A 25,739-nucleotide genomic window follows, 5' to 3' on the forward strand; every position below is an offset into this window, starting at 1 on the left:
ATAATAGTTTCATAGAATTGTCATAAAAGGCCGGCTAAAAGTCGGCTTTTTTTCTTGTATTTTTCATTTTATTTAGTACAATGAGGATGTCAGACTTCTGACAAATGAAAACGCAAGCATTCGATTATCTGAAACAAAAAAGGGTATCATAAAAATTGTAAAAAAGATTATTAACGCATTCACCATTTTAAGGAGGAGAAAGAATGTCGAATACATATAAAAGAGTGTTCTTGATCGTCATGGATTCAGTCGGGATCGGCGAAGCTCCTGACGCGGAAAAGTTTGGAGATAAAGGGTCACATACACTTGGCCATATCGGAGAAAGAATGAATGGCTTGAACATGCCGAACATGGGCAAACTCGGTCTCAGTAACATCGAGGCGATCAAAGGAATCACTCCAGCAGATAAGCCACTGGCTTACTACACAAAGATGGAAGAGGCTTCTAACGGCAAAGATACAATGACAGGCCACTGGGAGATCATGGGGCTGAATATCGAGACACCATTCCAGGCATTTCCTGAAGGATTCCCGGATGAATTGATATCTGAGCTTGAATCACGTACTGGCAGGAAGGTTATCGGCAACAAGCCTGCAAGCGGAACGGAAATCCTTGTTGAGCTTGGTGAAGAGCATATGAAGACAGGAGCGCTGATTGTCTATACATCTGCTGACTCAGTTTTGCAAATCGCTGCACATGAAGAGATCATTCCAATTGAAGAGCTTTATGATATTTGTAAAATTGCCAGGGAATTGACGCTTGATGAGAAGTACATGGTCGGAAGGGTCATTGCAAGACCTTTTATCGGTGAACCAGGAGACTTTAAACGCACATCCAATCGCCATGACTATGCGCTGAAACCTTTCGGCAGAACCGTCATGAATGAATTGAAGGATTCAGGTCTTGACGTACTGGCTATCGGTAAAATCGCCGATATTTATGACGGAGAAGGGGTAACTGAATCTCTTCGCACTGAGTCAAACATGGACGGAATGGACAAATTGCTTCAAACGCTTGATCAGGATTTTACAGGCTTGAGCTTCCTGAACCTTGTAGACTTTGATGCTTTGTTCGGACATCGCCGCGATCCTGAAGGGTATGGCAAGGCATTGGAAGAATACGATGCCCGACTTCCTGAGGTATTCGAGAAGTTGAAAGAAGATGACCTTCTCATCATAACTGCTGACCACGGAAATGATCCAGTTCATCACGGAACAGACCATACACGTGAATACGTGCCGCTCCTCGTCTATTCAAAAGGAATGAACGAAGGAAAAGAATTGCCTGTCCGTAAAACATTTGCAGATATCGGTGCAACTGTTGCGGAAAACTTCAATGTGAAAATGCCGGACCACGGAACAAGCTTTCTAAATGAATTGAAATAAGGAGTGGATGTTATGGATTACAATTACATTCAAGATGCAGCATCTTTTATTAATGACAAACTGAAGAAGCAGCCGAAAATTGGGTTGATTCTCGGTTCCGGGCTAGGCGTACTTGCGGATGATATCGAGAACCCGGTTAAGATCCCTTATAACGAAATCCCGGGGTTCCCGGTTTCGACTGTAGAAGGCCATGCAGGACAATTGGTCTGCGGACAGCTCAGCGGTGTGGAAGTGATTGCGATGCAAGGACGTTTCCATTATTACGAAGGCTATAGTATGGATAAGGTTACTTTTCCAGTGCGCGTGATGAAGGAACTGGGAATTGATAAGCTGATTGTTACGAACGCAGCTGGCGGTGTGAACGAAAGCTTCGAGCCTGGCGATTTAATGATCATTACTGACCATATCAACAATATGGGAACGAATCCGCTTATTGGGCCTAATGATTCCCGTTTTGGCGTACGTTTCCCGGATATGAGCGAAGCTTACTCCAAGAAATTAAGAGGAGTTGCGAAAGAAGTTGCTGATAAGAACAACCTCACACTCAAAGAGGGAGTATATGTCGGTAACCCTGGACCAGTTTACGAAACACCTGCAGAAGTACGAATGATCCGTACAATGGGCGGTGATGCAGTCGGAATGTCCACAGTACCGGAAGTGATCGTTGCTAAGCATTCAGGACTTGAAGTGCTCGGCATTTCTTGTATCTCTAATATGGCAGCAGGGATCCTTGATCAGCCTTTAAGCCATGATGAAGTAATCGAAACGACTGAAAAAGTGAAATCAAGCTTCCTTTTACTCGTAAATGAGATTGTAAAAACGTTAGGATAAGAAATCAATAGCTTACCGGCTAAATAATGATAAGTGGTGATAAGGATGAGAATGGTTGACGTTATCGAGAAAAAACGTGACGGGCATGAATTATCAACTGAAGAGATCCGATTTTTTGTTGAAGGCTACACGGATGGATCGATTCCAGACTATCAGGTAAGTGCCCTGACAATGGCGATTTTTTTCCAGGGTATGACTGAAAAAGAGCGCGCAGACCTTACAATGGCCATGGTGAAATCTGGGGACCAGATTGATTTATCAGCCATTGAAGGCGTGAAAGTCGACAAGCACTCTACAGGCGGTGTAGGTGATACGACGACTCTTGTTTTAGGACCTTTAGTAGCAGCTTTAGGTGTACCGGTCGCGAAAATGTCCGGACGCGGGCTTGGCCACACAGGAGGGACAATCGACAAGCTGGAGGCTGTTGAAGGCTTCCATGTTGAAATTGATAATGATGAATTCATCAATCTTGTAAATAAAAATAAAATTGCCGTTATCGGCCAAAGCGGAAACCTTACTCCGGCTGATAAAAAGCTTTATTCATTGCGAGATGTAACAGCTACTGTGGACAGCATCCCATTGATTGCGAGCTCAATCATGAGCAAGAAAATCGCTGCAGGAGCTGACGCGATCGTCCTTGATGTTAAAACAGGGGCAGGCGCATTCATGAAGACTCTCGATGATTCTCGTGAATTGGCTAAGGCGATGGTCCGAATCGGTAATAATGTTGGCCGCAGGACGATGGCTGTCATTTCGGATATGAGCCAGCCGCTTGGATATGCCATCGGTAACGCTTTAGAAGTTAAGGAAGCAATTGATACATTGAAGGGTGAAGGTCCAGAAGACCTGACTGAACTTTGCTTGACGCTTGGCAGCCACATGGTATTCCTTGCTGGAAAAGCTGAATCGCTTGGAGAAGCACGCAGCAAGCTGGAAGAAGTGATCAAGAACGGTACCGCACTTGAAACATTCAAAGTGTTCCTGGCATCCCAGGGCGGAGATGCTTCGGTTGTCGATGATCCAAGCAGGCTTCCTCAGGCAAAATACACCTTTGAGCTTGAGGCGAAAGAGGCAGGATATGTTTCTGAAATCATTGCTGACGAAGTAGGAACAGCAGCTATGCTTCTTGGCGCAGGAAGAGCTACGAAAGAATCTGTGATCGACCTGGCAGTAGGTTTGGTATTGCGCAAGAAAATTGGCGATAAAGTCGAAAAAGGCGATTCACTTCTTACAATCTATAGCAACTTTGAGGATGTAAATGAAGTGAAGGAAATGCTGTATGAAAATATTAAGGTAACAAGTGAACATGTAGATGCACCTATTCTGGTTCATGAAGAAATCACTGAATAAATAGATGCAGGAAGAAGCGAAGAGGCAACTCTTCGCTTTTTTGTGTGCAGAAAATCAAGGTTTTATATACCTTGATTGTATAAAAATGGATTCGTTGGAAAAAATAGACCCTATAAAGATAGGAGGGTTATGGCCATGAATCTGAAAAAGTTGACGACTATACTGCTTGTTTTTATGATGGGCGCTGCAATTACATCTCCAATAGGGTACGCAAATGAGGGTGACCCAGGACTGGCTGATGATGCCAGTTCAGCTATTTTGATTGAACGTGATACTGGTCAGGTTTTATTTGATAAAAACAGTCATGAAAAACTCCCGCCAGCCAGCATGACAAAAATCATGACTATGCTCTTAATCATGGAAGCATTGGATGAAGGTAAGCTGAAAATGGACGAAAAAGTCCGGGCCAGTGAATATGCTGCTTCTATGGGAGGTTCACAAATTTTCCTTGAGCCAGGAGAAGAAATGACAGTTGAGCAAATGCTGAAAGGCATTGCAATCGGATCAGGAAATGATGCTTCAGTAGCCATGGCTGAACGAATTGGCGGGTCTGAAGAAGCTTTCGTCAAAATGATGAATGAGAAAGTAAAAGAGCTAGGCCTGAAGAATACAGTATTCAAGAACACGACCGGATTGCCTGTCGATGGACATTACAGTTCAGCATATGACATGTCCATGATGGCAAAAGAGTTGCTGAAATATGAAAAAATCACGAAATTCACCGGAACGTATGAAGACTATCTCCGGGAGGATTCTGAAAAGAAATTCTGGCTGGTCAATACGAATAAGCTTGTTCGTTTTTATCCGGGAGTGGATGGACTGAAAACAGGATTTACAAACGAGGCGAAATATTGCCTGACGGCTACAGCTCAAAAGGATGGCATGCGTGCGATTGCTGTCGTGTTTGGAGCCCCGACCTCCAAGGCAAGGAACGCACAGGTAACGAAAATGCTCGATTATGCTTTCAGCCAATACCAGACACATCCTATGTTCAAGAAAGGCCATGCACTTGGCAAAGCAGCCATCAGCAAAGGTGACAAGAAGACAATCAACGCTGTCACATCTGAAAGTGTCTCACTATTGACTAAAAAAGGTGCAGACGTCAAGGATGTAAAGCAGAAAATCACTTTGAATAAGAGCCTTAAAGCACCTGTCCAAAAAGGTGACAAGGTAGGGACTTTGAAACTGGTCAAAGACGGCAAAACTCTTGCTGAAACACCTCTTGTTGCTGCTGCGACGGTGGAAAAAGCTAGTTGGTGGACCTTATATAAACGCTCATTTGGAATGTTTACAAGAGCGGGAAGCCAGCAATAATGGGGATTTTTGAAAGAGAATGTCGAAAACTCTGCCATTCCATCTAGTTTTAGCGAATGGGCACTAGTTTTGTTCTTAAGAAGGATTTGCCCGAATCAATGGAGAATTTGACTCACTATACCAGATAAGGAGGCTTTGGATAGTGAGTCTTAACATTGATATCGAAGTGAAGCATGACGTCTTATTAATTCGAGTAAGTGGTGAATTGGATCACCATACTGCAGACCAGCTTCGCGAGCAGGCAACAAAAGCCCTTGAAAACGAAGAAGTCCGCCACATTGTCTTGAACCTCGAACATCTCACATTTATGGATAGTTCAGGTCTTGGGGTAGTTTTAGGCAGGTATAAACAAATCAAGCAACTTCATGGAGAAATGGTTGTATGCGCAATTTCTCCGCCAATCAAGAGATTATTTGATATGTCAGGGCTATTCAAGATTATCCGTCTTGAACCGACAGAAGAATATGCTTTAGAGAGATTGGGGGTTGCTTGATCCATGAAGAATGAGATGAATCTTCATTTTAGCGCATTAAGCCAGAACGAGTCTTTCGCCCGCGTGACTGTCGCTGCCTTCATTGCGCAGCTGGACCCAACGATGGACGAACTGACGGAAATTAAAACAGTAGTATCTGAAGCGGTAACGAACGCGATTATTCATGGATACGAAAGCAATCCAGATGGAAAAGTGTTCATTTCTGTGATGCTTGAGGATGGAATGGTAGAAATGGTGATCAGGGACGAAGGAATTGGGATTCCGGATATCGATGAAGCCATGCAGCCACTGTATACCTCTAAGCCTGAGCTTGAAAGATCCGGTATGGGCTTTACAATTATGGAAAATTTCATGGACGAAGTACAAGTGAGATCAGAGCCCGGCTTTGGGACAGAGATTCGTTTGAAAAAGCACCTGTCAAAGAGCAAAGCGCTGTGCAATTAAGGGAGTTCTGCCTATGGATGTGGAGGTAAAAAAGGATAATAGCCAAACGTATCTTAAGGACCATGAAGTCAAAGAACTGATTTTGAGAAGCCAGCAGGGTGACCAGGCTGCCAGAGATTTAATCGTCCAGAAGAATATGCGGCTCGTATGGTCTGTCGTTCAGCGCTTCCTCAACAGGGGATATGAACCGGACGACCTGTTCCAGATTGGCAGCATCGGCCTCTTAAAATCAGTTGATAAATTTGACCTTTCGTATGACGTAAAATTTTCAACGTATGCCGTCCCAATGATTATTGGGGAAATCCAGCGTTTCATCCGGGATGACGGCACCGTGAAAGTGAGCAGGTCGCTAAAAGAAACCGGGAATAAGATACGGAAAGCGAAAGACGAGCTTTCCAAAACTTTGGGCAGGGTACCGACTGTCAACGAAATAGCCGAGTTTCTGGAACTATCACCGGAAGATGTGATCATGGCGCAGGAAGCAAGCCGCAGTCCAGCATCCATCCATGAAACGGTGTACGAGAACGACGGCGACCCCATTACCCTGCTGGACCAGATAGACAACGGGGAGGAAGGGCGCTGGTTTGATAAAATTGCGTTAAAAGAGGCGATTAACGAGCTGGACGAACGGGAAAGGCTGATCGTGTACTTGAGGTACTATAAGGATCAGACTCAATCCGAAGTCGCAGTCCGACTGGGCATATCCCAGGTTCAAGTCTCACGCCTCGAAAAGAAAATACTGCAGCAAATGAAAGGCCGTATGGATCTTTGAATCCATATGGCTTTTTTTTGTTTCCCTTTAACTAACAACCTTTCGAGGGGAAAAATAGCTTCTATTAAGTCACCTATTGAGCAGATTGGTGACCAAAAAATCAAAATACCGGAAAAAGAGGTCACTAATGAAGCGCATTGGCGCCAAAAAATCAAAATACCGGAAAAAGAGGTCACCAATGAAGCCCATTGGCATCCTAAAAACCAAGATTATGGAAAAACAGATCTCTAATAATGCACATATCCCAAAAAGAAAGCCTGGCACCTTAACCAATTATTGGACTTCATGAAATAACTGCTGGAATACATACTAAATATACGAGGAAAACACTGTGTTGGAAGTGAATCTGATGGAAAAAACGATTTATATCCGTATGCGGAATCGCGTCCAGGTCAAACCTGAGCAATCCCTAATAATGAAAGATATTGCGCAAATCATCGCTAGTGAAGAGATTTATCAGGATTTGGCTGCTCTTCAGGTTAAAAAGATCTTGCCAAAGGACCATATACACATTGTCGATGTCATGAAGGTCATTCGTTTCATTTCAGGGATATACCCTGATCATGAAATCCAGACTGTTGGCCCTCCGCAAACGATTATTGAGGTGATTTACAAGAAGAAAGGGATGTCAATCCCCTTTTTTATCCTTGTATGGTTCCTGTTATTTTTCGGTGCAGCGTTGACCATCATGAATTTCCATGAAGATGTCAGCATGCAGACGGTGCATCAGCGGCTTTACTTTATCATGACAGGGAAAGAGGTTGCGAAGCCGCTGCTATTCCAGATTCCCTACTCAATTGGCATTGGCCTCGGCATGATCCTGTTCTTTAACCATGTATTTAAAAAGAGGCTGAATGAAGAACCTAGCCCGCTTGAAGTAGAAATGTTCAACTATCAGCAATCTCTCGATCAATATGTGATCCTTCACGAAAACAAGGAAAGCGTGAAACATATTCATGACGATTAGTGTCTTGTTGATTATTCTCATCGGGCTGGCGAGCGGGCTTGCTGTAGGTTCTGGTTTTGTAGCTTTCTTATCGGTGCTCGGAGTGATTCCCAGACTCACACAGCTGACAAAGACGATGAAGCTGATTTCCTGGTATGAGTGGGCGGTGGTATGCGGTGCCATGCTTGGAACAGCCGGAAGCCTGAGAGACCCTGTGATGAGCTTCTCTCCCTACGTCACGATCCCTCTTGGGTTGGCGGGGGGAGTATTTGTCGGTATGCTGGCAGCTGCGTTGACAGAAGTCTTGAATGTACTGCCAATCCTTGCTAAAAGAGTCAGGGTAGATGATAAGCTTGAGACATTGCTGATGGCAATTGTACTGGGAAAAATATTCGGTTCATTATTCCATTGGATTTACTTTGTAGGACGATAACCAATGGGCTCAGTCGTTTTTACACTGGAGTTAGTGCCTGCAACGGTTTCGGTAAAATTTATTAATGATATTTGAAAAAATGAGTGGCAGAAAGGACGGCAAAGAATGGCCGAAAAAAGGAAGGTAATCTTAATTACAGATGGCGATGATTATGCCCGGCGTGCAGTTGAGCACGTGGCTGCAGAAGTAGGCGGGCGCTGCATCTCTCTTTCTCATGGCAATCCTTCTGTCCTTTCAGGACCACATCTTGTTAAATTAATCAAAAAGGCTGCAAAGGACCCTGTATTGGTCATGTTCGATGATAGTGGTTTTCTTGGAGAAGGAGCAGGGGAGAAGGCGCTCAAATATGTCGCTGAGCACGATGACATTGAGGTGCTTGGAGCGATTGCAGTCGCTTCGAAAACGCATATGGCAGAATGGAGCAGAGTGGATTTTTGCATTGATCGGGATGGTGAACTCACCCCCTATGGTGTTGACAAACATGGCATACCGGAACTTGAAATGGGCAGAATTAACGGAGATACGGTGTACTGTTTGGATACGCTTGATGTCCCATTAATAATTGGGATAGGTGATATCGGTAAAATGGCCAGGCGAGACCATTATAAAATAGGTTCCCCAATTACGAAGAAAGCAGTGGAAATCATCCTTGAAAGGAGTGGATTCTATGCCAAAGAAGAATGACAAGCTTCCTATCCCGCAATCATTGGACGAAGCCGAAAAGTATATGAAAGAACACGTCGGCCTGGAAGCCAGTTTTGACCTTGGAGTCAGAAAGCTGAAAATCCTTAAAAAGAATGTCCATTTTTATTATGTGAATGGTTTGTGTGATACTAGCTTCATCGTACATATTGTTGAAGAACTAGTGGATATCAACGATAATGAAAAACTTTCTACCCATCTGCAAGAGATTGTCGAAAATCGGATTACCCACCAGTCTGTCGAAAAAATCAAAACGATGGATGAACTGGTCGATCAGGTTCTTTCGGGACTCATTGTCATATTGGTCGAGGGGGAAGGAATAGGGTTAGTCGTTGATGTCAGAAGCTATCCAGGAAGACAGCCGCAAGAGCCAGATACAGAAAAGGTTGTGCGTGGTTCCCGGGATGGCTTTGTTGAAAATATTATTGTCAATACAGCACTGACAAGAAGGCGAATCAGAGACGAGAACCTGCGTTTTGAGATGATGAAGGTAGGAGAAAGGTCAAAATCAGATGTTGCCATTGGCTATATTAAAGATATAGCAAATCCCGACTTGATCAATGTCATCAAAAAAGAGCTAAAGGCAATCGAAATTGATGGAATCACGATGGCTGATAAAACCATCGAAGAATTTTTAGTGAAACAAGGCTATAACCCATACCCGCTTGTAAGGTACACGGAGAGAGCCGATGTGGCTGCAACCCACCTGCTTGAAGGACATGTTCTCATTTATGTCGATACATCACCAAGTGTCATCATTACGCCAACAACCTATTTTCACCATCTTCAGCATGCTGAAGAGTATCGGCAATCCCCTGGGGTCGGAACGATGGTTCGCTGGATCCGATTTCTTGGTGTTCTTGCATCCCTATTGCTATTGCCGTTATGGTACTTATTTGTTCAGAATCCGGACCTGCTTCCTGAAAAAATTTCCTTTATCGGACCAAATGAAGAATCCAATATTCCGATTTTCTTGCAAATCATGCTTGCGGATGGGGGCATAGAGTTCCTGAGAATGGCGGCCATTCACACTCCGACCCCTCTATCGACAGCGATGGGTTTAATTGCTGCAGTCCTGATTGGGCAAATTGCCATCGATGTAGGGATGTTTGTGCCAGAAGTTATCCTATATGTAGCTGTGGCGGCAATCGGAACTTATGCGACACCAAGTTATGAACTTAGTATAGCGAATAAAATAGGAAGGGTATTTCTGTTGATCACGACGGCCATTTTCCATATCCCCGGCTTTGTTGCCGGCACCACAATATGGCTGTTGCTGCTTGCTAATATCAAATCCTTGAACACACCTTATTTATGGCCATTCATTCCTTTTCATCCTGTTGCCTTTATGCAGATTTTGATCAGGAGAGCTGTGCCAGGTTCGAAAATCCGTCCAAGCATCGTCCATGCGCGGAATCGCTATAAGCAGCCATCAAAATCCTGACCAGGAAGCAATTGCACGTTCCCTCAAATTATGATAAAGTGTTTTTAATTTACTAAAGACTTAAAGCGAAAAATAGAATAGACAGTTCACCAGATGAACTGTCTATTTGTTTATCTTTTTCAGATGGATAGCTTAACAGCGCGAAAGAACAGGTTATGCTAAATTGACTGAACAATGAAAATTATGATCTTAAATGGCAAGGGATGAGGGGACAACATGGAATTTCATGGAACTGCAACAGTTAATCGACTAGGACATTTGGAAATTGGCGGTGTTGATACAATCCAGCTGGCTGAGAAGTATGGAACTCCGCTGTATGTTTATGACGTTGCCTTAATCAGGGACAGGGCAAGAGCGTTCAAAAAAACGTTTGAGAATGCTGGTATAACCGCTCAAGTGGCGTATGCAAGCAAAGCCTTTTCAACTGTGGCAATGGTGCAGTTGGCGGCTGAGGAAAATCTTTCGCTGGATGTTGTATCAGGCGGAGAACTTTATACAGCTCTTGCTGCTGGCTTCCCGACAGAAAGTATCCATTTTCATGGCAACAATAAAAGCCGTGAAGAACTGATCATGGCCATCGAACACAATATCGGCTGCATTGTTGTCGATAACTTTTATGAGCTGGAAATGCTCAAGGAAATCTGTAAAGAAAAAAATACGAAAATAAAGGTTTTACTGCGAGTTACACCCGGCATTGAAGCGCATACCCATGATTATATTTTAACGGGCCAGGAAGACTCCAAGTTCGGATTCGATTTACAGAATGGACAAGCAGATAAGGCGATTGAACTTTGCCTGGAGGATCAACATATCGAAGTTCTTGGTCTGCACTGCCATATTGGATCGCAAATCTTTGAAACAACTGGCTTCATCCTTGCTGCACAGAAAATCTTTGAAAAACTTCATCAGTGGAAACAGGCACTTAAATTCGAATCTACAGTCCTTAATCTTGGCGGAGGTTTTGGGATCCGTTATACAGACGAAGATGATCCAATCCCAGCAGCTCAATATGTAGAGGAAATCATTGCTGAAGTGAAAAAGCAAGCTTCGCATTTTTCAATGGCAATGCCGGAAATCTGGATCGAGCCAGGTCGTTCTCTGGTAGGGGATGCAGGAACAACACTTTATCGAGTTGGTTCGCGAAAGGATGTACCGAATGTCCGCCAGTACGTAGCTGTCGATGGAGGAATGAGCGACAATATCCGACCTGCTTTGTACCAGGCTAAATACGAAGCAGTCCTTGCGAACAGAGTTATGGATAAACCTGATGAAACTGTATCGATTGCTGGTAAGTGCTGTGAATCAGGTGATATGCTGATTTGGGACCTTCCGCTGCCAAAGGCTGGAGACCAGGATGTTCTGGCTGTTTTTTGCACTGGAGCCTATGGGTATTCAATGGCCAATAACTATAATCGCTTGCCTAGACCGGCAGTGGTTTTCCTGGAAGATTCAAAGGACACCCTTGTCGTGCGCCGCGAAACATTCGAGGATATGGTAAAATTAGATCTTCCTTTTAAAGAAAAGGTAAGATATTAAAGCTGCTTTTGCGCAGCTTTTTTTAAAGGCTAAAAAGTGGAAATTTCGCTAGGTTGGCGAAAAACCCGGTCTTGTTGTAGAATTACAGATTGGGAGGGATTCCGTTTGAGAAAGAACAATTGGCTGTTATTCCTGTTATTGCTTTTGATGTCTGTTGGCTGGGGAGCCTATTACTGGTTTTTCATCGTACCGGGACAATAAGTCTCAGAAAAGATTTGAAGTATCGTTTTAGATTATGTATGATATTATCAATTCAAGTAAAATATTGAACCATCATTCGAGGAAAAACATATATTATTAAAACCGTGTTATTACAAGTGATTTTTTCGCTTCCACTAAAAGGGGGAGTCAAGGGTTTAAGTTGGATGAAAAATGGAAAAAATAGATTTGTTATCATTCCATTATTATTGGCAAACCACAATGAGGGATATCTATGTTAATTCGATATAAAAAGGCATTTGAAAAGATCGCGATGGGATTATTATCTTTTATGCCAAATGAAAAGGATTTGAAAAAACTTCAGCAGACGATGAGGAGTTATGAAAGTGATGATTCATGGCAGCTGTTTTTGTGGAAGGACGGAGAAGATATCATCGGGCTTTTGGGTGTTAACTTCACTGAGGATAAACTGATGCAGCTTATGCACATCTCAGTGAACCCATCACACCGCCACCAGGGAATAGGAAGGCGTATGGTCAACTCCCTGCAGGAGATGTTTCCTGAATGGACAGCAGTTGCTAATGCTGAAACAGCATCCTTTTTTGAAAAGTGCAGTGAGGTAGACAATAGTGCAGAAGGCAGTGGATGTTAAATCCAACTGCCTTTTATTTTTTGTCTCTTTTTTTCCTATCCTCAAGAGCCATTTGCCGGTCTGTAATGACATCGCTTCGATCTCGTTGAGAATGTCGATGGATTAAATCAAGGTTCTCGAGATTGCTGCAGGTCCCCCAAGTAAATCCGTTTTGTCTGCATTCTTCAAGGCAAAGTCTTTCAAGTTCCTTGTCAAGTAAAGGAAGGTTAAAGCTTGTATAAGGGATCTTGTTAAGTAAGTTTTCTTTTCTTTTACGCAGTGTGCCTGACAAAAGGTCAGGATCAATTCCCAACTGATTAACCGCATCTTTATCGTTTGAGAAGATTTCCAGTGATTTATCTAAAGTCCGTAAAGCTCCGGAGAAATTTTTCCGGCGATGATGGTAATTTGATACCGCCAAAAGGATTAGTGCCACCCAAATGGATTTTTTATTGCCGGCATCTGTCGCTTTCCAATATTCTTCCAGTATTTCATGGCATTCAAAATAATCTCTGTCTCCATGGAAATGAGCGAGATATTGTATATAGGATATTGGATATTTAATCATGAATTAACCCCCTATCAAGTACTACTAGCTTAGCATATAATCAGTAAAATGATAAAAGGAACAAGTGCCGTTCAGCTGGAAATAAAAAAGCCCGGCCAGTGCCGGGCATCTTCTTCATTGGGATTGCACAAGCTTATAACCAGGCAGCACCAACGATGATGAGCAAAATGAAAAGCACGACGATTAAAGCAAATCCTGCACCGTAACCATAACCTTTTCCATCAGACATTTAACATACCTCCTATTAGTGAAATAGCCTAGTATTCAATCACAGCATATGCAGGAACAAGGAGAATGGTTTGGGCGCATCGCCTACTTTTTACAATAACTTCAGTTTTAACGATGTAAATTAGTAATGGATAACATGAAGTGAATCTACTATACTTATATAATGATGCAGTTCAATATAGGAATTTTGGTGGGAAATGATGCAATATAATGTGAAAATCGAGGCCTTTGAAGGTCCGTTGGATTTACTTCTGCACTTGATCAATACTTTGGAGATTGATATTTACGATATACCAGTAGCTGAAATAACGGAACAATATCTGATGTACATTCATGCAATGAAGGAACTGCAGCTGGATGTCGCAAGTGAATATCTTGTAATGGCAGCGACCCTGTTGGCAATCAAAAGCAAGATGCTCCTCCCTAAGCATGAGGAAGAACTGGAAGATGATTTTGGATTTGATGATGATGGCGATCCGCGAAATGAACTTGTGGAGAGATTGATTGAATATAAAAAGTTCAAAGAGGCAGCGATAGACCTGAAATCACTTGAAGAGGAACGGGGACTTATGTATACCAAGCCCCCAAGTGACCTTACGGAATATGCCCTCGAAACCAAGGGTGAAAATACAGACTTGGATATCTCTTTGTATGACATGCTGGGTGCATTTCAAAAGCTATTAAGAAGAAAAAAGCTGCAAAGGCCAATGTCAACTAAAATCGCCCGTCAGGAAATTTCCATTGAAAAAAGGATGGATGAGGTCTTAAGCTTCTTGAAAAAAAGCGGCGAAAGGAAAAAATTCAATGATTTGTTTCCCGAATCTGACCGCGAGCATATTGTCGTTACATTCCTGGCGATTTTAGAGTTGATTAAACGGAAAGAAATCGACATTGAGCAAGAGCGGAACTTTGCTGAAATATACATGACAGCCAGAAAGGAGTAAACTCGTGGGAATAGTGAAGTGGAAAGGAATATTGGAGAGCCTTCTGTTTGCAGCCGGTGATGAGGGTTTGAGCATGAAGCAAATTACAGCTGTGCTTGAAGTGGATGAAATCCAGGCAAATGAAATTGTTACCGAACTTAAACAGGATTATGAAAAAGACGAAAACCGCGGCATAACAATCGTACAGCTGGCCGGTGTGTACCAGCTGGCCACGAAAAAAGAACATGCTGATTATTTAAAGAAGCTTGTTGAATCACCGGGAACTGCTCATTTGTCACAAGCTGCCTTAGAAACTTTGGCGATTGTAGCTTATAAGCAGCCAATTACTAGAGCTGAAATTGAAGAAATCCGCGGAGTGAAAACGGAAAGGCCGCTTCATACGCTTTCATCAAGAGCGCTGATTAAAGAGGTTGGCAGAGCAGAGGGTACTGGACGAGCTATCCTATATGGAACAACAAAAGAATTCCTGGATTACTTTGGCTTGAAAAATATAAGCGAGCTTCCTCTTCTTCCCGATCATGTGGAGGACGATGTGCAGGATGACGCAGATTTATTCTTTGAGAAATTCCAGGAAACAATGGAAGCAGATCAATAGCTTTTGTGCACAAAGTTTAGAATTTATGATAAAATCAAAATAATTATTTGTGAAATGCTTGGACGGGTGCCAGTTTACAGGCATTTAAAAGCATTTTTTCTACATAAGGATTTAATTAAGAATGAATGTCCAACGGGAGGAATACCATGCTTATTAAGCAATGTATTGGTTATGAACTTGAAAAAGAAAAATCAAACACCTCGGAGGATTTTTTCAACCGAAGCGAAGTAACTTTTGTAGAAGATGGCAAGGAGAAAACCCTGCATGTCCTTTATGTAAGGTTTTTTGATGAGTTGGCTGGAAGTATCACTCCATTTGCTCAGGACCCCATCTTCAAAGCAGGAAGTAAGGAAGTATACATGAGGGATTTGGTGGCACTGGCTGCATTGTTGAAAAATCCTGGATATCGACACCGCAAAAGGGTATATATAAATGAACAAAGAGAATTTGCGGAACTTTTCAACGGCCTAGATTTCAATAAAATTCCGGGGATCTATGAAGGCATCGAGCAAAAAGGGTCATATGAAGTGCGCTCTCCTTTAGATTATATTGTCCAGCCAGTCTAATTCCGTAAAACTTTAAATCTTTTCTCACAGGTTCTTTACATTCTTGGTTGCGGGTATACATCTATGTGAACCGATTCCAGAATGATGTTCTTCATTAGAGCCATAGGAGGGCAGCAAGTCTCGCAATAAGGAATGGTTAAAATCCATTGGGGGTGTCAGTTTGGGGAATTCAATAGTAAAAACACAAATCGAGGAAGTAAGGGGATTTCTGGCGGATACCGTTGTAAAGCTAGAAAACTACCTGAATGAAACAACCCTTGAAGAACTAATACAAGGGCAGACGTCAGATGAAGAATACTATAAAATCGTTCTTTCCAGCCTTCGAAAGCTGGCTGTATACTCCGATGAAGGCCTGGACGCTTGCAAGGTGATCCTCCAGGCAGAAGTATTCTCAAAGCCGGCAGCTGAGAAAACGCTATACCGTATCTACTATCAATGCATCGAAGAGTTCTTCTCTCCTAAAAGTGATGCTTGGTATGAAGACAGCAGAGCCGCCTATACTGGTAAAAATGCAATCAAGTTCAGGCAGACTGTGCCTGCTCACCTCAATGAACTGATGGTCAGCCTTGAAAGCGGGTTTCAAAGAGCCCGCGAAGAGCTTGAATATTACGAAACAGATTACCGGACAAAAATGCTTCAATCCAGATAATGAATTTCAGGGAACAGCTATTTTAAAAGCTGTTCCTTTTTTCATGACTTGATTTATTAAAATCAAGGGGAATATTAAGGCCACGCTGTTCTCTCCCTCCGATTTATGTCATAACACACCTTGTCCTGCATAAACTTGTACAAACTGCCAAAGGAGACGAGGGTCTTTCAATGAAAAGGATTTCGATAAAATTATTGTTAATTGCCACTCTGTTGATTTACAGCATTCCTCAAACAGCACAGGCTACTGTTTCAGTAAGTGCCCGAAGCGCTATTTTGATAGAACAGGAATCTGGCAGGGTATTATTTGAGAAAGATGCACACAAAGTAAGCAGGATTGCCAGTATTACAAAGATCATGACGGCGATTCTTGCGATAGAATCTGGCAAATTGGATGAGAAGGTGAAAGTAAGCGAGAAGGCGGTCCGTGCCGAAGGATCTTCTATTTATTTGAAGCCGGGAGAAAAAATCAGGCTGGAGGATCTTGTGTATGGATTGATGCTGAGGTCTGGTAATGATGCTGCCGTCGCCATCGCGGAACATGTAGGTGGCAGCCTCGATGGATTTGTATACATGATGAACGAAAAAGCCCAGCAAATCGGTATGCAAAATACGCATTTTGCGAACCCCCACGGATTGGATGATCATGAGAATCATGTTTCCACAGCCTATGACATGGCAATTTTGACTCGCTATGCAATGGAAAGTGAAGTGTACAAGGAGATTTCTGGGACAAAAGTTCACAGAGCTCCAAATCCAACTGAAACATGGGACAGGGTCTGGAAAAATAAGAACAGGCTTCTGACAGAAAAGTATAAATATAGTACCGGAGGAAAGACGGGCTATACAAAGCGCGCGAAACGAACATTAGTCTCAACCGCGCAAAAGGATGATTTTGGATTAATTGCTGTCACTCTAAATGCACCTGATGATTGGAATGACCACATCCAGATGTTTGAAACAGCATTTTCAAATTACGATATTGCTGAACTTCTTTCAAAAGGAAAAGTTAAAGGGATTAAAGAATCCCACTATAAAGATAAAGTTTATCTGGATCATTCATTTGTTTACCCGCTGACTTCCGAAGAAGAAGATCTGGTCAGAGTAGAGTACAGATTGAAAAAGTTGGCTCCGAATGAGGAGGATATGAGAGACCCTATCGCTGGCCGTGCGAATGTTTACCTAAACGATCAGCAGATTGCCAGTTTACCGGTCTATTACAAAGTAGACAAAGAAGAAGAAAAGTCATTTTTTGATCTTTTTAAAAACATCTTTACCTCAATAGCAGGGGTCAATGGACATGGTTAATTATATATGGGTGTTCATGATTCTAATCAGCCTTGGATTTGCGATGGTGAATGGCACAATGGCTGAAGTGAATGAAGCTGTCTTTACCGGTGCAAAGGAAGCGATCACACTTAGTATCGGATTGATCAGCATCCTAGTTTTCTGGCTCGGCATGATGAGAATCGCTGAAGATTCAGGGCTATTATCCAAGCTTTCAACATTATTTAAGCCGTTCATTTCAAAGCTGTTCCCTGAAGTTCCTCCCAGCCATCCAGCAATGGGCTACATACTATCGAATATGATTGCGAACATGTTTGGGCTTGGGAATGCTGCTACACCTCTTGGAATTAAGGCAATGGAAGAACTAAAGGACTTGAATGATGGGAAAAATGAAGCAAGCCGGTCTATGATCACATTCCTTGCGATCAACACAGCAAGCATCACCCTCATTCCAACCACTGTAATCGCAATCAGAATGAATTATGATTCCGCCAACCCGACAGATATCGTTGGACCGACGCTTGTAGCAACTGCTGTCTCTGCTTTTGCAGCAATATTAATAGATCGTTTCTTTTACTATAGAAGAAGCAAGAAGGGGTGAATCAAATGGAAATTGTGTCTGCGATATCATTATGGTTCATCCCTGTTTTGATCGCTTTTATCCTGATCTATGGAACGTATAAAAAAGTTCCCACATATGAAAGTTTTGTAGAAGGCGGCAAGGAAGGGATCAAAATGGCTGTGTCCATCATGCCATTCCTGGTAGGGATGATGGTCGCCATTGCGGTTTTCAGGGCCTCCGGCGCACTTGATGTAATGGTGAATTGGATTCGCCCTGGACTTGAGATGGTGGGAATTCCGGCAGAAATTGTTCCGCTCGCGCTGATCAGGCCAATCTCAGGTACAGCGGCACTCGGAATTACCAGCGACCTGATTGGTGTACACGGGCCGGACTCTTTTATCGGCACTCTGGCAGCGACCCTTCAGGGAAGCACCGATACAACTTTCTATGTCCTCACCGTTTATTTCGGAGCAGTCGGTATCAAAAAAATGGGAGATGCACTTAAAGTCGGCCTCCTTGCTGACGCAGTTGCCATCATAACAGCAATCATCGTCGTCACATTCATGTTTTCAAAATAAAGAAGATACCTCTAGAGGGTATCTTTTTTTTGACCCTTGAAGCCGGAATGTTGTATTTGAAATAAACGGAAGAATTCCGGTTAAAATGGAAACGACCCTTCTTTTCTTAAAAATAAGGGTTGTTTTTCCGCTTATTTAATCTAAATTGCTAGATTTTGTCTGATTTTTAGCAGTTAACCGGAATATCTCCTCTTAATCCAGCTTCATAAGCACCATCTATCTACAATAGCAGGAAATTCTCCTCTTAAGATTCCTCATACCTTCGCAATCAACAACGAATGGTAATACACCCTATTCTAAAGCAACAATATATAAGGAAAATATCCGTTTAGCAGGTGAGCTTAACGAAACAATGTTAAAGAACAATTAACATTCACTATTTATTTTTCACTTTTTACGCCATTGCTTACTTTGAAAACAGCGAGACTTATGTCATAATTCATAGGGATGGATTAGATATTAATATTAACCATAGGTAATTGATATTAAATAGGAGTGACCTTCATGGAAAGACTGCAAAAAGTGATTGCTCATGCAGGAATCGCATCGAGAAGAAAAGCCGAGGAATTGATCCTCGAAGGAAGAGTCAGGGTAAATGGCAGTGTTGTCAAAGAACTTGGCCGGAAGGTGACTTCATCTGACAGAGTTGAAGTGGATGGAGTGCAGATTGAAGGGGAAGAACCGGTTTATTTCTTGTTTTACAAACCCCGGGGAGTTATTTCGAGCGTACAGGATGATAAAGGACGCAAAGTGGTTACGGATTTTTTCCAGACAATCGAACAGCGGATCTATCCTGTAGGACGGCTGGATTATGATACATCGGGACTGCTATTGTTGACGAACGATGGTGAATTTGCGAATTTGCTCATGCACCCAAGTAATGAAATAGATAAGGTGTATGTGGCGAAGGTGAAGGGGATTCCTTCAAAAGAAAAGCTGACGAGCCTGGCTCGTGGCGTCATGCTTGAAGATGGGAAAACGGCGCCTGCAAAGACGAAAATGCTGAGTGTCGATAAAAAGAAAGATACCGCAATCGTTGAAATTACCATCCATGAGGGCCGGAACAGACAGGTCAGGAGGATGTTTGAGGCAATTGGGCACCCAGTATTAAAGCTGAAAAGAGAAAAATATGGATTCCTGACGCTGAACGGCTTAAGAACTGGGGAAATCAGGGAGCTTACACATCATGAGGTTAAGCAGCTCCGTGTCCTGGCTATGAAAAAATCATAGACTTACCGACTAATGGCAGTTGTAATGTTATAATGAGGGAGAAATACGGTGGGAGGTTTAGGAATGAAAAAGAAGCGTCTAATCACTCGAACTATTATTCTTGCGGTTATGGTTCTGGCTGTTGGCTATACATTATACGCCAACATGAATAAGGATAAAAACCAGAAGATTGTGATTGGAAAACCTGCTCCTGATTTTGTCCTTGTGGATATGGAAGGCAATAAACACAGGCTTTCTGATTATAAAGGACAAGGAGTTTTCCTTAATTTTTGGGCAACATGGTGCAAACCTTGCGAGAGAGAGATGCCTTATATTGAAAATCAGTACCAGCAGTTCAAGGATAAAGGTGTCCAGGTCCTGGCAATTGACTCCGGTGAATCAGAACTTGCTGTAAATAGGTTCATTGAGCGAAAAGGGATGACTTTCCCGGTCATGATCGACGATGGACCAGTACAGGCGGCTTATGGTATTAACCCGCTGCCAATCACTTTCTTGATTGACAAAGAAGGCATTGTCTTAAAAAGCCATACAGGGGAACTAGATGAAAAAACAGTCCGTGACTTCATGGAACAGATAAAACCTTAAAAATAGTAAGGGGAACAGGGAGTTTTTACTATGAACGAAGTAAAATGTGAGTGCGGCCATGTAAATCCGCAGGGAACGATCCTATGTGAATCTTGCGGAAGACTGCTGGAAGAAAAAGAGAAAGAAAAGCAGCTCGTTGATATGCGCTATGAAGGTAGCGCGCGCCGGTCCCAAACTTATAACAAGACAATCATTGATAAAATATGGAATTTCTTTTCATCAGTGAAGGTGGGGGTATGGCTGATTGTCATCCTCTTGATCGCATCCTCATTGGGTACGATTTTTCCACAGGAAATGTATATTCCGCCAGTCATGCCGGCATGGGAATATTATGAAGAGCAATATGGCTGGCTTGGTAAACTTTATTACGATCTGGGATTCCACAACCTCTACAGCTCCTGGTGGTACCTGCTTCTAATCGCTGCGCTAGGAATATCACTTGTGATTGCAAGCCTCGACAGGGTGGTTCCGCTTTACAGGTCTCTGAAAAACCAGAGAGTATCAAGGCATGAAAGCTTTTTAAAGCGCCAGAGAATGTTCGGTATGTCAGATGCCGAGTTGTCAGATGAAGCAGTAGGTAAAATTAAAGAGAATCTGACGAAAAAGCGCTATAAACTGCGTGAGGAGAATGGAGATATCCTCGCTGAGAAAAATCGCTTTTCTCGATGGGGTCCCTATGTAAACCACCTTGGCCTGATCATCTTTTTGATTGGGGGCATGCTCAGGTTCGTACCTGGAATGTATGTGGATGAAATCCTCTGGTTAAGGGAAGGCGAAACAAAAGCAATCCCAGGTACAGAAGGCCAATATTATCTTGAAAACAATCAATTCATCTTTGAAGTATACGACAAAGATAAAGATGAGGAAGTCTTCCAGGATGCCATCAACAAGGCAGGGACTGTTGTAAAAAACTATCAGACCAATGCTACTCTTTATCAAAGGCAGGGGGAAATAATCCCCGGGGAAAAACCTGAGCTTGAAAAGGTCCGTGACCAGGCAATCCAGGTTAATAAACCTCTGAAGGTAGACGGTTTTGCTTTATACCAGGTTGATTACAAGCTTGATGAAATGAACAAAATGTCATTAAATCTTGAGAATAAAGAAACACAAGAACAATTCGGTACTGTAGAAGTAGATTTATATGATCCGGAAATGCATTACGATTTAGGAAATGGTTATAAAGTTGAAATAATGAGCTATTTTCCGGATTTTGAATTCAATGATGATGGGGAACCAGCTACGAAGTCTCGTATTCCTAATAATCCTGCTTTTATTTTCAAGATGTTCTCTCCTGAGAATACGGAAGGTGAAGTCAGTTTCGTAGCCATCAGGCAGAATCTCGAGCCTTTAGGCGAAAATGATTACAAGATGACATTCGCAGGGATTGAAACGAAAAATGTTACTGCCCTGACTGTCAGAAAAGACCATACCCTTTGGATCATTGGGCTTGGTGGATTAATATTCATGATCGGTGTCATCCAGGGGGCATACTGGAACCATCGACGTGTATGGTTAAGACGTGTGAATGGCCAGGTTTGGACAGCAGCACATACGAATAAAAACTGGCATGGTTTGAAGAGAGAACTAGAAGATGTCTTCTCCGATTCAGGAATAGAGGCTCCGGAGGACCAGGCAGCCGAAGACAAGAAGGAGTAAGGAGGGAAAATTAATGGTTGAGTTGAGTTCTAACTTTCTGTTTACAGCGTTTATCCTCTATTTAGTTGGTATATTATTTTTTGGGGGAGCAATAAAGGATAAAAGGCATGCAGATCAAAAAAATGCCCCTAATAAATGGGCGAAAATTGGGATCCTAGTAACGATTGCAGGCTTCCTTTCCCAATTGACATTCTTTATTTTAAGGTGGGTCGCTTCAGGGCACGCACCGGTCAGCAACCTGTTCGAATTTACGACATTCTTCGGAATGTCCTTAGTTGGGGCATTTATCGCTATTTATTTCATTTATAAAACGCCATTGCTTGGCTTGTTCACCTTGCCAGTAGCGGCTTTGATCATTGCCTACGGAAGTATGTTCCCGAGGGAAGTAACCCCGTTGATTCCGGCTTTGCAAAGTTACTGGCTCCATATCCATGTAACGACAACAGCGATTGGACAAGCAATCTTGGCAGTAAGTTTTGCTGCAGGACTGATTTATCTTGTCAGAAGTGTTGATCAGTCGAAGAAAAGCAAAAGCACATTATGGCTTGAAATTGTCTTATTTGGATTGATCAGTACTCTTGGCTTTGTATTTGTATCGAGCTTCTTTGCAGCAACAGACTATTCAGCGAACTTCAACTATATCAATAAGGATGGACAGCCAGCAACAGAGGAATACACAATTCCTGCTTTGGTTGGTCCACATCAATATGAGCTGACGGATAAAAATCGCTTTGAACCATTGTTCGAGACACCTGCTATCATCAGTGCGAAGAAGCTGAATACGGTTATTTGGTCGCTAGCAGCGGGTATAGTATTATATGTTTTATTAAGAGCTATCCTGCGCAAGCGCATTGCTGCTGTATTGCAGCCATGGACGAAAAACATCAATATGGATCTCGTCGATGAAATAGGTTATCGTTCGGTACTGATCGGCTTCCCGGTATTCACGCTTGGCGGGTTGATTTTTGCAATGATCTGGGCGCAGATTGCCTGGACGCGTTTCTGGGGATGGGATCCGAAGGAAGTATGGGCATTGATTACCTGGCTTTTCTATGCTGCATTCCTTCACTTACGTCTTTCAAAAGGTTGGCATGGCGAAAAATCCGCATGGCTTGCGGTCATCGGTTTTATCATTATCATGTTCAACCTGGTAGCAGTTAACCTTGTTATCGCAGGTCTGCATTCTTATGCAGGATCTTAATTTGTGTCAATTTTATGGCTGCCTTCACTGTCTTTAGTGAAGGCCTTTTTTAAAAAAGCATGGAAAGAAGACTCTTGTTTATGTAAAATAATCGCAGGGAGGGATATACCTTATGGAAAAAGACGTAAAGATTTTAGTAGTGGATGATGAAGAAAGAATCAGACGTTTATTGAAGATGTATCTTGAAAGAGAGAACTATATAATTGATGAAGCAGAAGATGGAAATGAAGCGCTGGCGAAGTCGCTTGCAAACGATTACGATGTCATTCTTCTGGATTTGATGATGCCAGGTAAAGACGGCATCGAGGTCTGCCGTGACCTTCGTGAAAAGAAGTCAACGCCCGTGATCATGCTTACCGCGAAGGGTGAGGAAGTGAACAGGGTACAAGGCTTCGAGGTTGGGACTGATGATTACATCGTCAAGCCGTTCAGCCCTCGTGAAGTTGTTTTGAGGGTCAAAGCAATGCTTCGCCGTTCGTCTAGCACTAGTTATTTGCAGACAGAAACGTCGGCAAAAGATGTGATTGTTTTCCCTCATTTAACCATTGATAATGATGCCCATAGGGTTTTGGCAGATGGAAAAGAAGTCAGCCTCACGCCTAAGGAATATGAACTGCTCTACTTCCTTGCGAAAGCACCAGATAAAGTTTTTGACCGTGAGCAATTATTGAAGGAAGTTTGGCATTATGAATTTTTCGGTGATTTGCGTACCGTTGACACTCATGTTAAAAGATTGCGCGAGAAGCTGAATAAAGTATCAGAACAGGCTGCTAAGATGATTGTGACAGTCTGGGGGGTTGGCTACAAGTTCGAGGTAGTCAATGAATGATGTTTTGGCGCAGTGTAGTAGGTAAGCTTTGGATTACCATCCTTTTGCTCGTTTCATTTGTGTTATTCATCCTGACAGTCATGTTGATGGAATTCTTTGAAAATTATCATATTAATGAAACCAGGAGAGGAATGACCAATACTGCTGAAAAAATAGCCAGGGTGCTGGAAGATCACCCTGGCCAGGAACAACAATTAGGCATAGAGATCGCATGGGAAATGGTCGACGATGATTCTAGGGTAACGATCGTTAAGGATAAGAATACTTATTTTTACTCACCTGGTGGAGAAGACACGACACATGTGCCCATTTCATTTTTTATGAATGATGACGATCTTTCTGCTGTTTTTAAGAACGACCAGACTGTAGATATGATTACTTCCATGCCAGGTGTTTCAAACGAAGTGGATGATACCCAGTATTTAATGATTGGTGTTCCGCTTCACCAGTTTGAAAATGAAAATGGAGCAGTCTTCATATACCAGTCGCTTGAAGTAATGGAAGAGACGACAAGGTTGACAACCAAGTTCATCTTGCTTGCTGCAGGCGTCGCCATAGTCCTGACAACAATTTTTGCTTTCTTCCTGTCTACGAGGATTACTGCCCCTTTGCGAAAAATGAGGGAGGCTGCCTTCGAAGTCGCCAGAGGAAAGTTTGATACGAAGGTACCCATCCTCACTCATGATGAAATTGGTGAACTGGCCACTGCCTTCAACCAGATGGGCAGACAGTTGAAATTCAATATGAATGCATTAAGTCAGGAAAAAGAACAGCTGACTAGCATTCTTAGCAGTATGGCAGATGGAGTGATCACCTTTAATCGCGATGGAACCATCCTCATCACGAACCCGCCTGCCGAAGTATTCTTAAGATACTGGTATTATGAGCAGGGCCTGGCTTCCGAGAATACAGATGCCGTCCCATCCGAGGTCATGGAGTTATTCCAGCTTGCGGTCAATACGGAGAAAGAGCAGGTTGGGGAAATCACAGCGCAGGGACGTACCTGGGTCATCATCGTCAGCCCGCTCTATAATAAAAGGTTCATCCGTGGAGCTGTAGCTGTTGTACGTGATATGACAGAGGAAAGAAAGCTCGATAAAATGAGAGAAGATTTCATCGCCAATGTTTCACATGAATTGCGGACACCAATTTCGATGATGCAAGGTTATAGTGAAGCCATTGTCGATGACATCGCCCAAACAGATGAAGAAAAGAAGGAAATGGCCAAAGTTATTTACGATGAATCACTAAGAATGGGCCGCCTTGTTAATGAACTGCTCGATTTAGCCCGTATGGAAGCAGGTCATATTCTTCTGAACCTTGAAAATGTTGAAATCAATCCTTATGTAAATCGGATTATCCGTAAATTTCATGGTCTGGTGAAAGAGAAGGGGATTGAGTTATCAGTCCAGTTCGATTCAGAAGAACGTGATTTCCGTTTTGATCCGGACCGTATCGAACAGGTTCTTACCAATCTGATAGATAATGCGATCAGGCATGTCCCCGATTCGGCATCTATTGTCATCAAAGGAAGAACCGATGAACGAGGCATATACTTTGAGGTGAGCGACCAAGGACCAGGTATTCCCGAGGAAGACTTGCCATTCTTGTTCGAAAGATTCTATAAAGGCGATAAGTCCAGAACTCGAGGAGTATCCGGAACCGGTCTTGGACTGGCTATCGCTAAGAATATTATCGACGCCCATCGAGGGAATATCTCTGTAAAAAGCAAACTCGGACAAGGAACGACATTTTCCTTTTTCATCCCTCGAAATATTGAATAACTTGCCGACTAATCTTGATTCACAAGGAACAAAGAACA

Annotated in this window: 29 protein-coding genes; 27 read left to right on the plus strand and 2 right to left on the minus strand. The window is 42.7% G+C overall.

What is annotated here, in order from left to right; all coding sequences use genetic code 11:
- Positions 1-203: 203 nt before the first annotated feature.
- The 14 genes from deoB (at position 204) to AB5I83_RS02215 (ending at position 12,461) form a co-directional block, all read left to right on the plus strand.
- Entirely contained in the window at positions 204-1,385 is a 1,182-nt protein-coding gene (deoB, locus tag AB5I83_RS02150; protein ID WP_448972484.1) for a phosphopentomutase, read from the plus strand.
- Positions 1,386-1,397: 12 nt separating this feature from the next.
- Positions 1,398-2,216, plus strand: a complete 819-nt coding sequence (locus AB5I83_RS02155) for a purine-nucleoside phosphorylase (RefSeq protein ID WP_448972486.1) — start codon at positions 1,398-1,400, stop codon at positions 2,214-2,216.
- Between the two features lie 45 nt (positions 2,217-2,261).
- Positions 2,262-3,566 (plus strand): pyrimidine-nucleoside phosphorylase, encoded by a 1,305-nt coding sequence (locus tag AB5I83_RS02160; RefSeq protein WP_448972488.1) that lies wholly within the window; start codon positions 2,262-2,264, stop codon positions 3,564-3,566.
- A 141-nt stretch (positions 3,567-3,707) separates the two neighbouring features.
- Positions 3,708-4,880, plus strand: coding sequence for a D-alanyl-D-alanine carboxypeptidase family protein (locus AB5I83_RS02165; protein ID WP_448973867.1), 1,173 nt, complete (start codon positions 3,708-3,710; stop codon positions 4,878-4,880).
- A gap of 142 nt (positions 4,881-5,022) precedes the next feature.
- Entirely contained in the window at positions 5,023-5,373 is a 351-nt protein-coding gene (spoIIAA, locus tag AB5I83_RS02170) for an anti-sigma F factor antagonist (protein WP_167831432.1), read from the plus strand.
- Positions 5,374-5,376: 3 nt separating this feature from the next.
- Positions 5,377-5,817 carry an anti-sigma F factor gene (gene spoIIAB / locus AB5I83_RS02175; protein ID WP_226085269.1) on the plus strand — a complete coding sequence of 147 codons (441 nt, stop codon included), beginning with the start codon at positions 5,377-5,379 and terminating at the stop codon, positions 5,815-5,817.
- Positions 5,818-5,830: 13 nt separating this feature from the next.
- Entirely contained in the window at positions 5,831-6,589 is a 759-nt protein-coding gene (gene sigF, locus AB5I83_RS02180; protein ID WP_167831430.1) for an RNA polymerase sporulation sigma factor SigF, read from the plus strand.
- A 6-nt stretch (positions 6,590-6,595) separates the two neighbouring features.
- The gene (locus AB5I83_RS02185; protein ID WP_448972490.1) at positions 6,596-6,820 is read left to right on the plus strand and encodes a hypothetical protein; all 225 of its coding nucleotides are present in this window, start codon (positions 6,596-6,598) and stop codon (positions 6,818-6,820) included.
- A 118-nt stretch (positions 6,821-6,938) separates the two neighbouring features.
- Complete coding sequence (locus AB5I83_RS02190) at positions 6,939-7,556, plus strand: stage V sporulation protein AA (RefSeq protein ID WP_448972492.1); 618 nt, start codon at positions 6,939-6,941, stop codon at positions 7,554-7,556.
- On the plus strand, positions 7,546-7,968 hold the full coding sequence (locus AB5I83_RS02195; RefSeq protein ID WP_448972494.1) for a stage V sporulation protein AB: 423 nt from the start codon (positions 7,546-7,548) through the stop codon (positions 7,966-7,968). The genes AB5I83_RS02190 and AB5I83_RS02195 overlap by 11 nt, the downstream gene beginning before the upstream one ends.
- Before the next feature lie 105 nt (positions 7,969-8,073).
- A complete protein-coding gene (locus AB5I83_RS02200; protein ID WP_448972496.1) occupies positions 8,074-8,652 on the plus strand; it encodes a stage V sporulation protein AE in 579 nt (192 codons plus the stop codon).
- Positions 8,636-10,114, plus strand: coding sequence for a spore germination protein (locus AB5I83_RS02205; RefSeq protein ID WP_448972498.1), 1,479 nt, complete (start codon positions 8,636-8,638; stop codon positions 10,112-10,114). The genes AB5I83_RS02200 and AB5I83_RS02205 overlap by 17 nt, the downstream gene beginning before the upstream one ends.
- A gap of 216 nt (positions 10,115-10,330) precedes the next feature.
- Positions 10,331-11,650, plus strand: coding sequence for a diaminopimelate decarboxylase (lysA, locus tag AB5I83_RS02210; RefSeq protein ID WP_448972500.1), 1,320 nt, complete (start codon positions 10,331-10,333; stop codon positions 11,648-11,650).
- A gap of 433 nt (positions 11,651-12,083) precedes the next feature.
- Positions 12,084-12,461: a GNAT family N-acetyltransferase gene (locus AB5I83_RS02215; protein WP_448972502.1), complete on the plus strand. Its 378-nt coding sequence runs from the start codon at positions 12,084-12,086 to the stop codon at positions 12,459-12,461.
- Positions 12,462-12,474: 13 nt separating this feature from the next.
- Here AB5I83_RS02215 and AB5I83_RS02220 read toward each other — a convergent pair whose 3' ends face one another.
- Together AB5I83_RS02220 and AB5I83_RS02225 are read right to left on the minus strand one after the other, a co-directional pair.
- Entirely contained in the window at positions 12,475-13,008 is a 534-nt protein-coding gene (locus AB5I83_RS02220; RefSeq protein WP_448972504.1) for a DUF309 domain-containing protein, read from the minus strand.
- 133 nt (positions 13,009-13,141) lie between these two features.
- Positions 13,142-13,237, minus strand: coding sequence for a YjcZ family sporulation protein (locus AB5I83_RS02225; RefSeq protein ID WP_079509612.1), 96 nt, complete (start codon positions 13,235-13,237; stop codon positions 13,142-13,144).
- 199 nt (positions 13,238-13,436) lie between these two features.
- On the opposite strand from AB5I83_RS02225, the gene AB5I83_RS02230 reads away from it, so the two are divergent.
- The 13 genes from AB5I83_RS02230 (at position 13,437) to AB5I83_RS02290 (ending at position 25,701) form a co-directional block, all read left to right on the plus strand.
- Entirely contained in the window at positions 13,437-14,180 is a 744-nt protein-coding gene (locus AB5I83_RS02230; protein WP_448973869.1) for a segregation/condensation protein A, read from the plus strand.
- 4 nt (positions 14,181-14,184) lie between these two features.
- Positions 14,185-14,775, plus strand: coding sequence for an SMC-Scp complex subunit ScpB (gene scpB, locus AB5I83_RS02235; protein ID WP_448972506.1), 591 nt, complete (start codon positions 14,185-14,187; stop codon positions 14,773-14,775).
- A 146-nt stretch (positions 14,776-14,921) separates the two neighbouring features.
- Entirely contained in the window at positions 14,922-15,341 is a 420-nt protein-coding gene (locus tag AB5I83_RS02240) for a hypothetical protein (protein ID WP_448972508.1), read from the plus strand.
- A 160-nt stretch (positions 15,342-15,501) separates the two neighbouring features.
- Positions 15,502-15,990, plus strand: coding sequence for a YpuI family protein (locus AB5I83_RS02245; RefSeq protein WP_167831420.1), 489 nt, complete (start codon positions 15,502-15,504; stop codon positions 15,988-15,990).
- A 170-nt stretch (positions 15,991-16,160) separates the two neighbouring features.
- Positions 16,161-17,297, plus strand: a complete 1,137-nt coding sequence (locus AB5I83_RS02250) for a D-alanyl-D-alanine carboxypeptidase family protein (RefSeq protein ID WP_448972510.1) — start codon at positions 16,161-16,163, stop codon at positions 17,295-17,297.
- On the plus strand, positions 17,290-17,877 hold the full coding sequence (locus tag AB5I83_RS02255; RefSeq protein WP_448972512.1) for a nucleoside recognition domain-containing protein: 588 nt from the start codon (positions 17,290-17,292) through the stop codon (positions 17,875-17,877). Before AB5I83_RS02250 ends, AB5I83_RS02255 begins: the two co-directional genes overlap by 8 nt.
- A gap of 5 nt (positions 17,878-17,882) precedes the next feature.
- On the plus strand, positions 17,883-18,416 hold the full coding sequence (locus AB5I83_RS02260) for a spore maturation protein (RefSeq protein WP_167831417.1): 534 nt from the start codon (positions 17,883-17,885) through the stop codon (positions 18,414-18,416).
- Positions 18,417-18,920: 504 nt separating this feature from the next.
- Entirely contained in the window at positions 18,921-19,646 is a 726-nt protein-coding gene (gene rluB, locus AB5I83_RS02265) for a 23S rRNA pseudouridine(2605) synthase RluB (RefSeq protein WP_448972514.1), read from the plus strand.
- Between the two features lie 63 nt (positions 19,647-19,709).
- Positions 19,710-20,231: a thiol-disulfide oxidoreductase ResA gene (gene resA, locus AB5I83_RS02270; RefSeq protein ID WP_448972516.1), complete on the plus strand. Its 522-nt coding sequence runs from the start codon at positions 19,710-19,712 to the stop codon at positions 20,229-20,231.
- 30 nt (positions 20,232-20,261) lie between these two features.
- The gene (gene resB, locus AB5I83_RS02275) at positions 20,262-21,887 is read left to right on the plus strand and encodes a cytochrome c biogenesis protein ResB (RefSeq protein WP_448972518.1); all 1,626 of its coding nucleotides are present in this window, start codon (positions 20,262-20,264) and stop codon (positions 21,885-21,887) included.
- A gap of 13 nt (positions 21,888-21,900) precedes the next feature.
- Positions 21,901-23,088, plus strand: a complete 1,188-nt coding sequence (ccsB, locus tag AB5I83_RS02280; RefSeq protein WP_448972519.1) for a c-type cytochrome biogenesis protein CcsB — start codon at positions 21,901-21,903, stop codon at positions 23,086-23,088.
- A gap of 112 nt (positions 23,089-23,200) precedes the next feature.
- Positions 23,201-23,917 (plus strand): response regulator, encoded by a 717-nt coding sequence (locus AB5I83_RS02285; protein ID WP_448972521.1) that lies wholly within the window; start codon positions 23,201-23,203, stop codon positions 23,915-23,917.
- Positions 23,914-25,701 carry an ATP-binding protein gene (locus AB5I83_RS02290; RefSeq protein WP_167831412.1) on the plus strand — a complete coding sequence of 596 codons (1,788 nt, stop codon included), beginning with the start codon at positions 23,914-23,916 and terminating at the stop codon, positions 25,699-25,701. The genes AB5I83_RS02285 and AB5I83_RS02290 overlap by 4 nt, the downstream gene beginning before the upstream one ends.
- Positions 25,702-25,739 lie beyond the last annotated feature (38 nt).

It is taken from the genome of Mesobacillus sp. LC4, assembly GCF_053543455.1.

Coding starts and splice junctions, on each gene's coding strand:
- AB5I83_RS02240 (WP_448972508.1), top strand. CDS start 14,922: ATGCTTATTAAGCAATGTATTGGTTATGAACTTGAAAAAGAAAAATCA.
- rluB (WP_448972514.1), top strand. CDS start 18,921: ATGGAAAGACTGCAAAAAGTGATTGCTCATGCAGGAATCGCATCGAGA.
- AB5I83_RS02285 (WP_448972521.1), top strand. CDS start 23,201: ATGGAAAAAGACGTAAAGATTTTAGTAGTGGATGATGAAGAAAGAATC.
- AB5I83_RS02215 (WP_448972502.1), top strand. CDS start 12,084: ATGTTAATTCGATATAAAAAGGCATTTGAAAAGATCGCGATGGGATTA.
- AB5I83_RS02290 (WP_167831412.1), top strand. CDS start 23,914: ATGATGTTTTGGCGCAGTGTAGTAGGTAAGCTTTGGATTACCATCCTT.
- lysA (WP_448972500.1), top strand. CDS start 10,331: ATGGAATTTCATGGAACTGCAACAGTTAATCGACTAGGACATTTGGAA.
- AB5I83_RS02195 (WP_448972494.1), top strand. CDS start 7,546: ATGACGATTAGTGTCTTGTTGATTATTCTCATCGGGCTGGCGAGCGGG.
- resA (WP_448972516.1), top strand. CDS start 19,710: ATGAAAAAGAAGCGTCTAATCACTCGAACTATTATTCTTGCGGTTATG.
- AB5I83_RS02220 (WP_448972504.1), bottom strand. CDS start 13,008: ATGATTAAATATCCAATATCCTATATACAATATCTCGCTCATTTCCAT.
- AB5I83_RS02260 (WP_167831417.1), top strand. CDS start 17,883: ATGGAAATTGTGTCTGCGATATCATTATGGTTCATCCCTGTTTTGATC.
- AB5I83_RS02185 (WP_448972490.1), top strand. CDS start 6,596: ATGGCTTTTTTTTGTTTCCCTTTAACTAACAACCTTTCGAGGGGAAAA.
- AB5I83_RS02190 (WP_448972492.1), top strand. CDS start 6,939: ATGGAAAAAACGATTTATATCCGTATGCGGAATCGCGTCCAGGTCAAA.
- AB5I83_RS02200 (WP_448972496.1), top strand. CDS start 8,074: ATGGCCGAAAAAAGGAAGGTAATCTTAATTACAGATGGCGATGATTAT.
- AB5I83_RS02255 (WP_448972512.1), top strand. CDS start 17,290: ATGGTTAATTATATATGGGTGTTCATGATTCTAATCAGCCTTGGATTT.
- resB (WP_448972518.1), top strand. CDS start 20,262: ATGAACGAAGTAAAATGTGAGTGCGGCCATGTAAATCCGCAGGGAACG.
- AB5I83_RS02205 (WP_448972498.1), top strand. CDS start 8,636: ATGCCAAAGAAGAATGACAAGCTTCCTATCCCGCAATCATTGGACGAA.
- AB5I83_RS02155 (WP_448972486.1), top strand. CDS start 1,398: ATGGATTACAATTACATTCAAGATGCAGCATCTTTTATTAATGACAAA.
- deoB (WP_448972484.1), top strand. CDS start 204: ATGTCGAATACATATAAAAGAGTGTTCTTGATCGTCATGGATTCAGTC.
- sigF (WP_167831430.1), top strand. CDS start 5,831: ATGGATGTGGAGGTAAAAAAGGATAATAGCCAAACGTATCTTAAGGAC.
- AB5I83_RS02225 (WP_079509612.1), bottom strand. CDS start 13,237: ATGTCTGATGGAAAAGGTTATGGTTACGGTGCAGGATTTGCTTTAATC.
- spoIIAB (WP_226085269.1), top strand. CDS start 5,377: ATGAAGAATGAGATGAATCTTCATTTTAGCGCATTAAGCCAGAACGAG.
- ccsB (WP_448972519.1), top strand. CDS start 21,901: ATGGTTGAGTTGAGTTCTAACTTTCTGTTTACAGCGTTTATCCTCTAT.
- AB5I83_RS02160 (WP_448972488.1), top strand. CDS start 2,262: ATGAGAATGGTTGACGTTATCGAGAAAAAACGTGACGGGCATGAATTA.
- AB5I83_RS02250 (WP_448972510.1), top strand. CDS start 16,161: ATGAAAAGGATTTCGATAAAATTATTGTTAATTGCCACTCTGTTGATT.
- AB5I83_RS02230 (WP_448973869.1), top strand. CDS start 13,437: ATGCAATATAATGTGAAAATCGAGGCCTTTGAAGGTCCGTTGGATTTA.